General features: G+C 37.1%; 17 protein-coding genes. 4 read left to right on the forward strand and 13 right to left on the reverse strand.

Going from position 1 to position 13,993, the window contains the following annotated elements:
• Window positions 1-138 precede the first annotated feature (138 nt).
• Window positions 139-735, reverse strand: coding sequence for a TetR/AcrR family transcriptional regulator (locus ACZSMY_RS07225; RefSeq protein WP_465147609.1), 597 nt, complete (start codon window positions 733-735; stop codon window positions 139-141).
• 93 nt (window positions 736-828) lie between these two features.
• Here ACZSMY_RS07225 and ACZSMY_RS07230 point away from each other — a divergent pair, with 93 nt between their 5' ends.
• Window positions 829-1,362 carry a 2TM domain-containing protein gene (locus ACZSMY_RS07230; RefSeq protein WP_042533524.1) on the forward strand — a complete coding sequence of 178 codons (534 nt, stop codon included), beginning with the start codon at window positions 829-831 and terminating at the stop codon, window positions 1,360-1,362.
• Between the two features lie 173 nt (window positions 1,363-1,535).
• Here the strand turns inward: ACZSMY_RS07230 and ACZSMY_RS07235 are convergent, their stop codons facing one another.
• The 6 genes from ACZSMY_RS07235 to ACZSMY_RS07260 form a co-directional block, all read right to left on the reverse strand.
• The gene (locus ACZSMY_RS07235) at window positions 1,536-2,960 is read right to left on the reverse strand and encodes an aspartate ammonia-lyase (RefSeq protein ID WP_374705755.1); all 1,425 of its coding nucleotides are present in this window, start codon (window positions 2,958-2,960) and stop codon (window positions 1,536-1,538) included.
• 45 nt (window positions 2,961-3,005) lie between these two features.
• A complete protein-coding gene (locus tag ACZSMY_RS07240) occupies window positions 3,006-3,242 on the reverse strand; it encodes a hypothetical protein (RefSeq protein WP_465147610.1) in 237 nt (78 codons plus the stop codon).
• A gap of 357 nt (window positions 3,243-3,599) precedes the next feature.
• The gene (locus ACZSMY_RS07245) at window positions 3,600-3,989 is read right to left on the reverse strand and encodes a hypothetical protein (protein ID WP_465147611.1); all 390 of its coding nucleotides are present in this window, start codon (window positions 3,987-3,989) and stop codon (window positions 3,600-3,602) included.
• Between the two features lie 215 nt (window positions 3,990-4,204).
• On the reverse strand, window positions 4,205-4,558 hold the full coding sequence (locus ACZSMY_RS07250) for a hypothetical protein (RefSeq protein ID WP_465147612.1): 354 nt from the start codon (window positions 4,556-4,558) through the stop codon (window positions 4,205-4,207).
• Window positions 4,559-4,717: 159 nt separating this feature from the next.
• Window positions 4,718-5,704 (reverse strand): alpha/beta fold hydrolase, encoded by a 987-nt coding sequence (locus ACZSMY_RS07255; protein WP_465147613.1) that lies wholly within the window; start codon window positions 5,702-5,704, stop codon window positions 4,718-4,720.
• Between the two features lie 196 nt (window positions 5,705-5,900).
• On the reverse strand, window positions 5,901-6,041 hold the full coding sequence (locus tag ACZSMY_RS07260) for an FbpB family small basic protein (protein WP_289585226.1): 141 nt from the start codon (window positions 6,039-6,041) through the stop codon (window positions 5,901-5,903).
• A 351-nt stretch (window positions 6,042-6,392) separates the two neighbouring features.
• Here ACZSMY_RS07260 and ACZSMY_RS07265 point away from each other — a divergent pair, with 351 nt between their 5' ends.
• Both ACZSMY_RS07265 and ACZSMY_RS07270 read left to right on the forward strand, forming a co-directional pair.
• On the forward strand, window positions 6,393-6,605 hold the full coding sequence (locus ACZSMY_RS07265) for a helix-turn-helix transcriptional regulator (RefSeq protein ID WP_465147614.1): 213 nt from the start codon (window positions 6,393-6,395) through the stop codon (window positions 6,603-6,605).
• Entirely contained in the window at window positions 6,602-7,000 is a 399-nt protein-coding gene (locus ACZSMY_RS07270) for a hypothetical protein (RefSeq protein WP_193064558.1), read from the forward strand. Before ACZSMY_RS07265 ends, ACZSMY_RS07270 begins: the two co-directional genes overlap by 4 nt.
• A gap of 67 nt (window positions 7,001-7,067) precedes the next feature.
• Here the strand turns inward: ACZSMY_RS07270 and ACZSMY_RS07275 are convergent, their stop codons facing one another.
• From ACZSMY_RS07275 to ACZSMY_RS07285, 3 genes are all read right to left on the reverse strand, one after another.
• Entirely contained in the window at window positions 7,068-7,862 is a 795-nt protein-coding gene (locus ACZSMY_RS07275; protein ID WP_289585227.1) for an AAC(3) family N-acetyltransferase, read from the reverse strand.
• 127 nt (window positions 7,863-7,989) lie between these two features.
• The gene (locus tag ACZSMY_RS07280) at window positions 7,990-8,316 is read right to left on the reverse strand and encodes a permease (protein ID WP_226895045.1); all 327 of its coding nucleotides are present in this window, start codon (window positions 8,314-8,316) and stop codon (window positions 7,990-7,992) included.
• Between the two features lie 76 nt (window positions 8,317-8,392).
• Window positions 8,393-8,602: a helix-turn-helix transcriptional regulator gene (locus ACZSMY_RS07285; protein ID WP_193064555.1), complete on the reverse strand. Its 210-nt coding sequence runs from the start codon at window positions 8,600-8,602 to the stop codon at window positions 8,393-8,395.
• Window positions 8,603-8,858: 256 nt separating this feature from the next.
• On the opposite strand from ACZSMY_RS07285, the gene ACZSMY_RS07290 reads away from it, so the two are divergent.
• Window positions 8,859-9,062 (forward strand): hypothetical protein, encoded by a 204-nt coding sequence (locus tag ACZSMY_RS07290; protein WP_193064554.1) that lies wholly within the window; start codon window positions 8,859-8,861, stop codon window positions 9,060-9,062.
• 140 nt (window positions 9,063-9,202) lie between these two features.
• Here the strand turns inward: ACZSMY_RS07290 and map are convergent, their stop codons facing one another.
• The 3 genes from map to ACZSMY_RS07305 form a co-directional block, all read right to left on the reverse strand.
• Window positions 9,203-9,943, reverse strand: a complete 741-nt coding sequence (map, locus tag ACZSMY_RS07295) for a type I methionyl aminopeptidase (protein ID WP_193064553.1) — start codon at window positions 9,941-9,943, stop codon at window positions 9,203-9,205.
• Between the two features lie 285 nt (window positions 9,944-10,228).
• Complete coding sequence (locus ACZSMY_RS07300; RefSeq protein ID WP_193064552.1) at window positions 10,229-11,236, reverse strand: ketoacyl-ACP synthase III; 1,008 nt, start codon at window positions 11,234-11,236, stop codon at window positions 10,229-10,231.
• Between the two features lie 1,213 nt (window positions 11,237-12,449).
• Window positions 12,450-13,895, reverse strand: coding sequence for an MDR family MFS transporter (locus ACZSMY_RS07305; protein ID WP_193064551.1), 1,446 nt, complete (start codon window positions 13,893-13,895; stop codon window positions 12,450-12,452).
• Window positions 13,896-13,993: the final 98 nt, after the last annotated feature.

Consider the following 13,993-nt stretch of genomic DNA (forward strand, 5'->3'; position numbering starts at 1 on the left):
ATTATATTAATTATTATGTAAACCTAAATATTTCGTATACGTTTATCTGTAAAGTAATTAAGAGTATAAAAATAGTACACAACTAATCTAGCAGAAAGAAAAGTTACTCAACTTTTCTTTCTGCTAGATGCCTTTAGATTACTTTAAAAGAGAATGAAGATGATACTTTAAAGTCTCCATCATTTCTTCATGTGTAAACTGCTCTGGATTTAATAAGTGATGCATCGCCATCCCATCGACGATAGCATGAAGCCTGTTAACCTCCATCTCTAGGTCAAGTCCATCTTTTGCTATATCTAATAATTGCAATGCGTGAACAACATTTTTAAATCCTTCATGCATGTCATCATAGACTTTATCACTTAACTCCCGAAGTGTTTTATCGACCAGAACTTTTGCTGAAAAAGCTAACCATACCTCCATTTCTATTTTTCGTTCTTCATCGACAGGCAGTACTTCACTTACACCCTCTGTCACAAGCTCTAACGGATCCCTGTCTTTTGAAAATTTCCTTGCTTTCGCTCTTTGAATAACCCGATCAGATACAAGCTCCATGGAAAAGTGCAGCAATTCCGACTGCGTTGCAAAATAATGTCTGACAGCACCAACTGATAAACCTGAAGCTTGCGCTATTTTTCTGACGGTTGCATGTTCAATCCCCTCTTCTACAATAACTTTCCATGTCGTTTCTGCAATTTGAATTTTACGTTTTTGATGATCTACTTTTTTTGGCATATTTTTATTTTAGCACACTTGTATTAAATAAACAATCATGCTATTATTAATTTAATACAGTTGTACTAAATTAATAAAAAGGATGTGTTTCATTTGATTGGTTGGCTGATTATAGCTTGTGAAATTGGATTTTGGGTGTTTGTTTTAGCTGGATTATGTTCCAGATATGTATGGAAAAAGAAGAAACTAGGTACCTTCCTGTTGATTTGTACGCCTGTTGTAGATCTCATATTGCTTATTGTAACGGTCATTGATTTAAAAAATGGCGCTGTTGCTACTACGATACATGGAATAGCCGCGGTTTATATTGGTGTAAGTATAGCCTTTGGCCACCGGATGATTCAATGGGCAGACGGCCATTTTAATTATCGATTCGGAAACGGTGATAAGCCGGTAAAAATAAAGTACGGGAAAGCGCATGCCAGAAAAGAACGTGAAGGATGGTACCGGCATTTGCTCTCCTTGTTCATCGGCGGCGGGATATTAATAATCATCACTCTCTATATTAACAATTATGCTCAGACTGAATCATTAATGCGTATTATGCTGCTCTGGTCACTTATTGTAATCATCGATTTTGTAATAAGTTTCAGCTATACACTTTTCCCTAAAAAACAAAAAGTATAGTGTGAAATTGGGGAAATTGGCTTTTCGATTAGAAGGATAGGTCTTCACAGTGAACTACTCTCACCGGTATAATCCTAACTAGTTATTTAGTGAGGAGCGCTTCTTTTGGAAGGAAGTGATAATCAAAAGGTAACTGCGTTCTTTAAGCAAGAAATCAGTTACCTTTTTGATATTCATTTTTTCATCAGAAACTCATTCCCGGCAATTCCAGGTGTTGTCATCTCTTTTGGATCCAGAATCGTATCCAGTTCCTTCTCTGATAAAAGGTCGTGCGCCTTGCAGATTTCTTTGATAGTCAGCCCTGTTTCAATTGCCTGCTTAACTACCTTGGCAGCTGTTTCATATCCTAAATGTGGATTCAATGCGGTGATAATGCCATAACTCTCTTCCACATACTCACGGCATCTCTCTACATTTGCTTCTATACCGCTTACTGCATAGCTTGTAAACACATCTAAGCCATTGTCCATTATTTTAAGAGACTGCAGCAAATTAAAAATAATAACAGGCCCCATCACGTTTAATTCAAATTGCCCGGCTTCAGATGCCATACAAATCGACTGGTCATTGCCTGCAACTTGAAAAGCAACCTGGTTGACCACTTCAATCATGACCGGATTTACTTTCCCAGGCATAATGGAAGAACCCGGCTGCTTTGCAGGAAGAATGATTTCCTGAAAGCCTGTCATTGGTCCGGATACCATCAAACGCAAATCATTACAAATTTTGGACATATTCATTGCCAACACTTTCAATGCCGCTGAAAGTGCCGTATAAGCATCTGTATTTTGTGTGCCATCCACTAAATTTTTCGCTGAATGAAGCTTTACACCAAGCTGTTTAGATAGTTGTGTTACCGCCTTTTCCATGTACTCGGGTTTGGCATTAAGTCCTGTCCCAACAGCTGTTGCACCAATATTGACCGTCAGCATTGCCTCTGCTGCCTGCGTAATTCTATTAATATCCCTGCTAACCACTTCCGAATAAGCGCTGAATTCCTGACCTAACAGGATTGGTACAGCATCCTGAAGGTGAGTTCGTCCCATTTTTAGCACATTCTGAAATTCTGCTTCTTTCTTCACCAGTTCTTTTTCCAATCGCTTCAAGGTCGCTATCAATTCCTGAGCCATGCGATAGGAAGCTATTTTTAATGCCGTTGGTATCGTATCATTGGTGGACTGGGACATGTTGACATGGGTATTAGGCGAACAGAAATTATAGTCGCCTTTTTCTTTTCCCAATATTTCCAAAGCACGGTTGGCCAGCACCTCATTCATGTTCATATTAATGGAGGTGCCTGCTCCTCCCTGAATGGAATCCACGACAAACTGATCCAATAGTTTTCCTTCCATCACTTCTTCGGCAGCGCTTACAATTGCTCCCCCAATAGATTCTGGCAGCATTCCAGTATGCATATTGGCCAGTGCCGCTGCCTTTTTCACCTCGGCGAGCGCGAGAATCAGCTCTTTATGAACTGGGATTTCCGTGATGGGAAAGTTCTCAAGGGCACGTACCGTTTGAACGCCATAATAAGCATCCTGAGAAATCGTTTTTTGTCCTAAAGAATCTTTTTCAGTTCTAAATCCTGTTTTATTCATCATATACACTTCCTGTATAAATACTAATCTATCACGTTCATTATACTACCAAAAGGGAATAATTCCTACCCAATCTCTATTTTCCTGTTCGTTCCCTGCTTCTCTAATAATATTTGTATCATTTGCTGCTTTATCTATAATTGTTAATAGTTCTTCCTGGTCTGAAAAAGAAAGCGTATCTGGAACAGCAAAGGGATAGACTATTTTATTTTCTAAAGTGAGAAATGAAACAATCTCTTTATTTTTGTTTCCGTCAATTATCTGTGGCCTTTCATATAACAATTAAAATAGCATCAAAAAATCTGTGAGCTTTTTTAAAAGTGATATTAAATTTGTGATTAAAAGATAAATCGTTATAGGCAGTTTCCCGTAACAGTTTATCTTTTTCTTGTTGCCCGATATGTGAACGTTTTCATTATTATAAACTAGTATTTTAACACTCAACTCTATTACTCTATCACGATAATTCATCCGAATAATTATATTAAATATAATAGCAACAACCCAATGGATAGCTGCTCATCCATTGGGTATACGTGCGTACTCTAATTACGCCTTCACCTTACCTCATATATCTATGAAAAATTTGGAATGTTAACGCAACGCCACAATACCATTACTTCTTATAATTACAATCGCCTATTCCGTAATCAGATACGCATCAATTACTTTTTTGACATCTTCCGGATTGCCTGTATCTACCTCTACTAGTTCTACTTCTTCCAAAATTTTTTTATATGTGTTCTGCAATGCTTCCTCCCCCGCATTATTTCCCCATCGTGGAGGAATATTATATACATTAATTGTTCCATTCTCATTACTGCTGTAAGTTATAACACCAGGCTGCCTGCCACCATCTAATACAGTAACATCCTCAGGATATCCAGCACTTTCCTCATCAACTTCATTCAATGGTTCACCTGCAGAAATATGCCGCACATATACATTTTCATTTGAAGGTTCTTCCAATTCACTAAGCTGCAGCCATATACGAGCATATTCTATTTCTTCCGCGGAATAACCATACAATATGCTGTCTGTTTCATTATCAGATGCTTCTCCTTCCGTATTTCCAGAAGGTTCACTATCCTCATTTTCCGATCCATCTTCTTCTGTATTTGCAGAATTATTACCATCCCCAATTAGTAGTTATCTCTATGTTAATCTGCAACACCATATTGTGGTATAACATCTAGTTTTATTTCCCGCCCTTCAAACTTTTCGTTATAAGAAGTTCCATTTCTCTAATCTAAGTACATCAGATTTAAACGGTATTCTCCAATAAAAAAGGATGTAGGAAATCGAAATTTCTCTATGCCCATATGATATTTTGTGTTGGTATTAATATTTTCCCAAACATCTTCCGTGAAATTATGATTCTCTTCATTATAAATAAGTTGTGTTTTGTCATTAATTTCAATTAGTTGTTCCTTTCCTTCATCTATTAATTCAACTTTCAACTCAAATTTATCATCTGATTTTTGTTTATCAACTACTTCAAAGCTGCCAAAAGAAGAAGTAGTATATAAAATGTAATTTGTAAGAACATAATAGGCAATGATAAGACCTAAAAATATGAAAATACTTCTTTTTTTCATCAAATCTTCCTTTCCAGGAAAATATATCATTTTTTATTATAGAATGAAATAACTAATTTAATTTATGGAAGCTATGTACCGTCTATTAATCTGATTACAACTGGATATGTTTCACTTTGATAAAAATGTCTATATTTATAGGTGCTATAACTCCATGTTCTATTTTTCACCAGAAATTAAACCAATAAATGCACGAACTTCTTCACTTATTTCCTTATAACGCGTCCAATGCAGATAATGATGCCCCTCCAAGGTAACAATTTTACTGGCAGAAAAATCCGTTACCTGTGTTTGATAAAATGTCAGCATATTTTTTCCATCCGCGGTTTCCAGATCTTCTTTTGGAGTAAAGAGTAAAACAGGCATATCCGCCGAAAATGTCATCGCTGCCGTTTTCTCAATATTATTGGCTATTTCATTGGCTTCGGCAACAACATTTTTGTTATTTATTTTCCAAGCCGAAATAGCCTTGGTCATTTTTAAATTATCTTCAGAATATGTATCGTCAGCAGCAAGCGGCAGGAAGTCTTCAGAGCTAATATATGTTGCTAACCTTGCCAATCCGGAAGGTGCTAAATAGCTCATATATCCAGGTATTGCTGGGGCAGCTTCATCAAAGTACGCTAACGCCTCTGGTAAAGTCGGGTCGATGCCTATGACAGCTTTGACCTCTTCTGGATATACGTTGGCAAAATACATGCCGTATATTCCTGAAACGGAATGGGGCATCAATATATATGGACCATGGATATCCGATTGCTTTAGAGCGGTTCTTAATCCTTCAACAATATTTTCCACTGTTCGTTCTTTTTCGGTTAATTCACTCCAGCCATAACCAAATCCCTCGGCCACGACTACTTTATTTTCCTTTGCTAATTCATTTAATAACGGTTCAAAATCTAGGGCTGGGGCGGCGGTTCCTAGTCCACTCATTAAAACAATCGTATTATCTCCTTCCCCTTTTATATAAATATGCATATCCTTTCCATCCACTTCAACAAATTCTCCGATTGGCGGATACGTTTTTTGCTCAAATGCAGTCATGATATTATTAAAAAGAAACCACATGACAAACGCAGCAACGGTAATCAATAATATATTCCTTAAAATCCTCCAAAGTCTAACTTTCCTTTTCGTTTTCATCATTATTTCCTTTGGCCTTCTTTCTTTTTAATTCTATCTTACCGTGCCAACGAACGTATAAGAATGAACCTGAGGAATATTTATGGATAGGCCTTGAGGCTTATCGGATATCGCTGACTAATTACTGCTAATCAACTTCTATATAATCCTTTTTTAGGCATTAAAAAACCACTTTAGTAAGCGGCTCTTACTAAAGTGGTTAGCTTTTTTTATAACCTGAAAAAGCTTCTTGTTTCTTCTCTAACTTCTCTTCAATTTGGGAAATTCTTTTTTCATCGTTTAATAATTCTTGTCTGTTTAAATCGACAAGCTGTTCAAAATTTAATGTTTTTGGTCTCAATTTATATCCTCCTCTCTTCCTATACCTTTATTATAACTTATAATCGTTTGTATAAATCAAAATTGTTTGAACATTTATTGAATTTTTTATAGTTTTTATAAGAAGGGTTAATAGATTATATTATGTTTTTTTATTCATTAAAAAAAGGCAGGATATTGGTGAAACCATAGATGCAAAAATTCTCACCCAGTCGCTAAGAGAATAATATTGTTTAAAATTTATATCCCTGGCCTTTAATACGAATTTTTAAGTAATTCATTTATATTTATGTAAAGATATATTTACATAATTACAAGTTCATGTTATAAATTATGTAAAGGTATATTTACATTTTATAAAGGTGGCGAGCGAATGCCTGTACAAAACAACATCAAAGAAATAAGAAAACAAAGAGGCATTAAGCAATTGAAATTAGCAGAGAATTTACAAGTATCGCGGCAAACGATGACGGCAATTGAAAAAAATAAATACAATCCAAGCTTAGAACTCGCTCTAAAAATTGTTAAGTACTTTGAACTTCCGATTGAAGAAATTTTCATTTTAAAGGAGGACGACAAATCATGAATAAGCATTTACAACCTTGGGTTTGGACGGTCGTTGGGAGCATTGGTTTTATTACTTCGCTGCTCGTGAAGACCATTATCTATTTATTTACTGGTCAATTTGATTTCTCCGGGCTTCTCGGATTGCTTGCCGGATTATTTATTATAATCATCATCAATATAATCATTGTTAAAACGAAAAAAGATAAAACGCCTTCGATAGACGAAAGAACCCTGAATAACATTAAAAAATTCTATGCTATTTCCCCGCATATTTATTTAGGAATCATCATTATAGGTCTCATTATTCTTTCCATAAAGGGAATGGAAGTGATTTCAATCACTTATCTGTGGGCAGCAGTTATGTTGTATTTGGTGTTAAGTGGAATTGGGTCACTCGTAATCCATTTAAAATAAGTGAAAGCTTTTCTAAAAACAAAAACAGGATAACATTTTTATCATTCTTACATGTTATCCTGTTTCTTTATTTTATATTTTTTCCTGTAAAATCAACTAAATCAGGCTGATAAATCAGCTTTGAGCGCGCTTCTCCAACATAGCCTTCCCAAATGGCAAATTCCTTTTCAAACTTTTCTCCGATTGCGGGGAACTTTTCCTCATCATAATCGAGCTCTTTATACTCTTTCCATACCCTCTGACCGTTTTCTAAAATCGGACTCATTTTATGAACTTCTTTTATTCCTGCAGCTTTATGTTCTCCATAATGCATGGAGGTGTTGGTTCCATAATCCGTTCCAAGCATCAACACATAGCCTTTGTTACGATATATATAAGCAAGCGGAGATTTATCTCCCAATCCATTATCTAATGAGTGATTACTTGCGATTTCACCCCTGTTCTTTCCCCATACAGAAAAAGAGAGTGCAGGATGATAACTGCGCCTAACATTGGGGTATGTTCGGAATGCCTCTGGTATAGTCCCCATTCCAAAGGTCGGTGTTACATCGGGATCAAACGGCGGTAATTCCTTCATTACTTCAGGAATCCATTCTTCTGGAATTGCCGGATTACTCCACTCTCTTGGATCCGATATGTCACCACTATGAGCTGGCATGATAATCGTCCCTTTTGAAGTTATCACGTCCTGTAAAGCATGAATAATAGCTACTGGGCCACCACAGACCCATCCTAATGATCTCATGGAGGAATGGACGATTACCGTCATTCCTTCATATAAGCCCAGCTTTCTGAAGTCATTCGCAAGCGAGCTGCGCGTTTGCGGTGCATTGGATTGTTGGATTAATTCTTCCTGACTCATAATGAAAAACTCCTTTGTATATGAGAGAAATCACAGTAATAGACGGACATGATTTCATATGATTCCATTCTTTCTGATATTTTTCTGTCCATATGTATTATCGATTATTTCATCAAACTAGAAAATATTAATACTTTTTCGCAGCGATGACCATGCAAATAAAGACCGTACAAATGGTTAATGCTGTCAGAATATAGAGCACGTCTAATGCAGATAGTGTTAAGAGATTAAACTGCAGAATAATCATTAGGATCATAAAATAAACTAATAAGGCGAAATAAGCATACTCCAGCCCCTTTTGCCTAATTAACTTCATTCGTTCATCTTTTTGTTTGAATTGCGGATAAAGATAACTCATGCAAAAAGCCATAATACCTAATGATGGCATGATATAGGTGGAAGTTGGCGGAAATGCATTTGCCATCACCGCTGCAAATACAATAAAACCAAACATACCTGCCTGAAAAAAACCTAAAATTAAAAAATAGCCCCCGGCTTGCATCTTTATTCACGATATCCCTCCTGCTCATTTATTTTTTATAATCTTCTTCCTCTAAAATAAAAACATTCTCTACATTAGTTTGAAAAAGTTCGGCAATAATCATGGCTAAAGGAAGTGATGGGTTGTATTTTCCCTTTTCAATTGAAATAACGGTTTGTCTTGAAACGCCAAGCAGCTCAGCAAGTTTTTCCTGAGAATAATCAAATTTTCGTCTGAATTCCACCATATTATTTTTCAATCGATTTCAGCCCCTTCATGATTAATGCTAAAGTAAAGGACACTTGACGTCAAGTGTCCTTTACTTTACTTATTTAACGTGTCCGTCCGAATGATGCAGTCTAACGGACATGTAAATTATTTATAAAATCATAACTAACAGCCGCTGTATTTCGCACGCTTTTTGTAGTTTGGAAATTTTGATACAATAACCCCAGAAAGCAGGTTTTGACAATTCCATAATCGAATGACCTAACAAAGGAAAAAGGGGGATCTTATTGGCAGGCTTATTAGAAAACATATCCCAATTATCTGGAGCAATCCTCTTGATATGCGCCGTTTATTATTATTTTCATTTTAAAAAAATCAAAAAGGAAAGAAAATTAACAGCCATGGAGCGAACCGTTTATGTCCTGACTCAAATTGCGATTTTCCTATGGATGGGCAGTAATTTAATTCTGTTTCTAGATCGAATTTATTAAAGGGCGGTAATGGCCTTTATTATGCCATACCGCCCTTTAATGGAATGAAAATCTATAGTCTTTAAATAACGATGGAGATAACTAAGCTCAAAAACAAAATGGCTACTTAAACAATCTGGTTTAAAACATTAAAAACATACTTACAATGTAGTAATAATCGGTCCTTCCTTCGTCAGAATAATCGTATGCTCATATTGCGCTACAAAGCTTTCATCCGTCAGGAAAGTCCACCCGTCATCCGATTGGTAAACTTCCTCTTCCAGTGTAGAGATAAACGGTTCAAAAGCAATGACCATACCGTCTTTTAAAATTTCATCATCCCAGCGGGAGTAGTAATTGAAAATATGGTCCGGTGCTTCATGAATAGATCGGCCAACGCCATGCCCCGTAAGGTTTGTTATAACAGTTAAATCATTTTGCTTGGCTGCATTGTGCACCGCTTTTCCAAGACCGCTTTTTTTCGCACCCGGCTTTGCCTTTTTCAGACCAGCATCAAATGCTTCTTTAGCAACGTCACATATTTTCTGCAGGATTTCCTCTCCATTTCCGACTACAAAGGAAATTCCAGTATCGGCAAAATAACCGTTTTTCGAGCCTGACACATCAATATTAACAAGGTCGCCTTCCTGAATAATCCGTTTCCCCGGAATACCGTGGGCTACTTCTTCATTTACGCTGATGCATGTATATCCAGGGAAATCATATTCTCCTTTTGGTGCAGATTGTGCTCCTTCTTTTTCAAACATCTCGCCTGCTATTTCATCCAGCTCTTTCGTTGTGATTCCAGGTTTTGTATATCGGACTAATTCATTTCGAATGGCTCCACAAATTTTACCGATTTCTTTTAGACCTTGAAAGTCTTCTTCTGTCTTTGCAATCATTGTGTATCCTCACTTTTTAAGTATTTTATAATTTATATTTCATTTTGATTTTATCATAAACAGTATGGATTTTTCTTCAACTAAAAATTCTTTGTAAAAAATAAACAATCAAAAGGGCTATCTTTTTTATTCTTATAATGGCGTATCATACAGCCAGTTATATATAATAAATGCTACTCTAACTATTTTTAGAATTTGACGGATTGTATCGCCATGATTTTATTAAAAATAAGAGGACTTTCGTACATAAATGCATTACGAAAATCCTCTCCTATACATATTTAATTATAATGGTCTCGGCGTATTAACTTCCTCATCAAAATTTATTTTTAACAGCTGCCCTGCATGCACCAAGCCGGAACCGAAGCCGTACAGAAGCGCTTTATCTCCATTCTGCACTTTTCCATTCCGAACACCAAGGTCCAGTGCCAAAGGAATGGTTGCTGCTGAAGTGTTCCCAAATTTCTCAAGACTATAAAGTGTTTTTTCGATCGGGTGTCCTATTTTTTCACAAATCGGTTCAATCAATCTCAGGTTGGCACTATGCGGAATAAACCAATCTACCTCATCTAAGCCGGCTTCCGTTTTCTCTAAAAGCTGTTCAATGCTTTTCGGCACCTTCCTTACTACCCATTTAAAAACTTCTCTCCCGTTTTGGACAAGATATTTTGTGTCAATTAGCTCTACATCATTCACCTTGTTAGCTAAGCTGGTTTGATATACATGCTGTGCGCCGCTACCATCGCTGCCCAAATGGAAGCCGATAAAATCTTCAGCGTCCTCATCTTTTTCCACTAACACTGCACTGGCAGCATCACCGAATAAAATACAGGTGCTTCTGTCGGTATAATCCGTTACTTTTGAGAGCGTTTCTGCTCCAATCACAAGCACCTTCTTATGAAGGCCGGAACGAATTAAACTATTCGCCGTATGCAGACCATAGACAAACCCCGCACACGCTGCACCTAAGTCAATGGCCCCTGCCTGCTTGATTTTCAGCCGATTCTGTATAATGCTTGCAACAGACGGGTAAGGAAAATCCGGCGTGCTGGTTGCTACAATAATCATATCGACATCTTCCACTGTTTTATTATATCTTCGCATTAAATCTTCCACAGCAGCTACACATAAATCACTCGTAAATTCATCTGAACGCGCTATTCTTCGTTCGTGAATTCCAGTTCTCTGTACAATCCAATCATTTGTTGTCTCCACCATTTCTTCCAGATCGAAATTCGTTAATTTCTTCTCAGGTACATAGCTTCCGATCGCAGTCATTCTTGTTCCAATCATCGAATCCCTCCAAAATAATTAGAAGTTAGTATTATTATCTGGTACTAATTATAACATAAAACGAAACATCAGTCAGTGGGAGTTTTTCGGACGGTTCTACGTAATAAAAAATATATGATAGGTTCTGTAAAATATAATGCATGGTATTTATCATTCTATATCAAATCATTCCAATCCATATTTCTCAGTGTAACATGGTGAGCCTCTACTTCTCTCATCTATGCTGTCAGATGGCGTAAATCCAATAAAAGTAACATCGCATAATTGAAGGCACTTCTTCCAACGACTTTTTTATTTTACTTAGATAAACTGCCTAAACACATTCTTTCCAATCATTATAGCAATATTCGCTATTCTTCCCTCATTTTCAACAAAAATGTCAGATTATGCGCTTTCCCGGGAAATATTCCATGTCATTAACGATAATATTTTTAGCAATGCAGAATATGAAGCCAATACCTTCATTAATTATAAAACGAAAAACTTCACGCAGCAGGAGTTTTAGACACACAAAAGTTCTTCTTCGGGGTAGGTAATCGCAATGGTTTCAGTGGGCGAGTAATCGCAGGCCCAGTCTCAAGGCGTGGCGAACTTAGTCTGTTTCCTTTCTCCCACTGAGTTATCTTGAGTAATTCAGGAAGTTAGCTCACCAGATTTCCCGCCTAAATAAATTCATTTCACGCATTATTTTAATGTCTCCAGACTGCCGATATTCTAGAAGTCCGTTATGTTTTATCATTGTTTCGGTATTCATAGGATTTCACTTTAATATCTAATGATTGATATAATCCTTTTCACAAAGCTTTAAACAACTTTCTTCAGCATATCAATCGACATTAGTTTTTTATAAAATTTTTAACTAAAAGTCTAAAAAAATATTTATTTAAATATTATGAATAATGTAAATTATAATTATAAAAGGCAAACAAATTTTATAATAGCCAAATGGAAAGAGTCCTGCACAAATCCAAATTTGAAACATCACTTTTGAATAAATTCTATTCATCATTTCCATTTGCTTTTGTCTCTTTATTGAAAAACAAACGTCAAGGGGTCCCCTTGACGCTGTTTCAAACTCTATTTTTCATAACACTTTAACAAACTGCTAAAAAAAACCTTAAAGAGATAAAATAACACACAGTTCAAAATACCCTTACGCAAGCTCAATCAAATACCTGCTGGATAATTCATTTCATTTTCCCTCTGGCCTGTTTTACCTCGATTCACGGACTGTCCGCTCTTCTCTTTCATCCCGCTGCATATGACTTTGCTCTTCAGCAGGGGAATTGCCATTCTTCATAAAGAAGCTGATTACAACCCCAATCAGAGAGAGTATTGTAATGACCATAAAGGCTGTATTAACACCATGGATCATTGGATAAGATATATCCGGATTATGCTCTGCAGACATTTCCGTTGTTGTCATTATGGTAATGACAATTGCTGTTCCAACAGAGGCTGAAACCTGACGCATCGTATTCGTCATCGCCGTACCATGTGGAATCAAGTCTCTAGGCAGCTGATTTAAACCGGCAGTTGTTACAGGCATCATGACCATAGACAGACCGAACATCCGGATCGCATACAGAATCGTAATCATTAACATTGATGTGGACGGTCCCAGATTGGTAAATGCAAATGTAGAGATGGTAATAATGATAAGGCCGGTTACTGCGAGCCACCTCGCACCGAAACGGTCAAATATTTTACCCGTGATGGGAGACATCATTCCATTCACTAAAGCGCCGGGAAGAAGCGCAATTCCTGCTTCCATCGCAGTAAAACCGCGTGCATTCTGCATATAAAGCGGAACTAACGTTTCCGTGCCAATCAATCCCATAAATGCAATCATGGGAATAATCGTTGATAAAGTAAAAATAGGATTTTTAAATACCCTAAACTCCAGCATAGGCGTCTCCATACGTAATTGCCTGATAATGAAACATACTAGCGCTACCGTTCCGACAATCAGGGTAGTAATCGTAATGGGACTTGCCCAGCCATTGTTTCCTGCACTTGTAAATCCATATAGAAATCCGCCAAAACCGAAAGATGACAAGATAATCGATAACATATCCAATTTCGGATACGTTAATTCCGTAACATTTTTCATCACTTTAGCTGCAAATACAATAACGATAATTGCTATAGGCAGAATAAGAAGAAATACGGCGCGCCAGGAGTAATTCGTGATAATCCATCCGGACAATGCAGGACCAATCGCTGGAGCAAAAGAGATTACCAGCCCTACCAATCCCATCGCTACGCCGCGGTTCCTGACAGGAAAAAGTAGTAAAAACACAGTCTGCATCAGCGGCATGATTACGCCTGCACCGCTGGATTGAATGATCCTTCCTAAAAGCAGCATACCAAAGTTCGGAGCCATGGCAGAAAAAGCGGTTCCGACAGCAAACACGGTCATCGCAGTAATAAACAGCTGCCTAGCCGTGAAACGTGCCATTAAAAATGCCGTGACTGGTATCATAACGCCATTGACGAGCATAAAAACCGTCGTCAGCCATTGTCCGGTATTGGCACTTACATCCATTTCGTCCATGATTGGCGGGATGGCAGTAATCATCGTCGTCTGGTTTAAAATTGATATGAACCCACCTGTAAGAAGTACGATAATGATAGGTGTTTTATTAAATGATTGCACTTTTCTATGACACCCTCCTTCATATAACAAATTACAATAGTGACCATGTTACAGGAATGATTTCGTTTTGTCGACGATTGTGCTTTACATTTCCCCGC

This window comes from Oceanobacillus sp. B139/18, assembly GCF_055524595.1.

Bases quoted from the DNA above. Each gene is read 5' to 3' on its own strand.
- ACZSMY_RS07255 (WP_465147613.1), bottom strand. From the start codon at position 5,704: ATGATGAAAACGAAAAGGAAAGTTAGACTTTGGAGGATTTTAAGGAAT.
- ACZSMY_RS07300 (WP_193064552.1), bottom strand. From the start codon at position 11,236: ATGATTGGAACAAGAATGACTGCGATCGGAAGCTATGTACCTGAGAAG.
- ACZSMY_RS07235 (WP_374705755.1), bottom strand. From the start codon at position 2,960: ATGAATAAAACAGGATTTAGAACTGAAAAAGATTCTTTAGGACAAAAA.
- ACZSMY_RS07225 (WP_465147609.1), bottom strand. From the start codon at position 735: ATGCCAAAAAAAGTAGATCATCAAAAACGTAAAATTCAAATTGCAGAA.
- ACZSMY_RS07280 (WP_226895045.1), bottom strand. From the start codon at position 8,316: ATGTTTGGTTTTATTGTATTTGCAGCGGTGATGGCAAATGCATTTCCG.
- map (WP_193064553.1), bottom strand. From the start codon at position 9,943: ATGATTGCAAAGACAGAAGAAGACTTTCAAGGTCTAAAAGAAATCGGT.
- ACZSMY_RS07270 (WP_193064558.1), top strand. From the start codon at position 6,602: ATGAATAAGCATTTACAACCTTGGGTTTGGACGGTCGTTGGGAGCATT.
- ACZSMY_RS07250 (WP_465147612.1), bottom strand. From the start codon at position 4,558: ATGAAAAAAAGAAGTATTTTCATATTTTTAGGTCTTATCATTGCCTAT.
- ACZSMY_RS07265 (WP_465147614.1), top strand. From the start codon at position 6,393: ATGCCTGTACAAAACAACATCAAAGAAATAAGAAAACAAAGAGGCATT.
- ACZSMY_RS07275 (WP_289585227.1), bottom strand. From the start codon at position 7,862: ATGAGTCAGGAAGAATTAATCCAACAATCCAATGCACCGCAAACGCGC.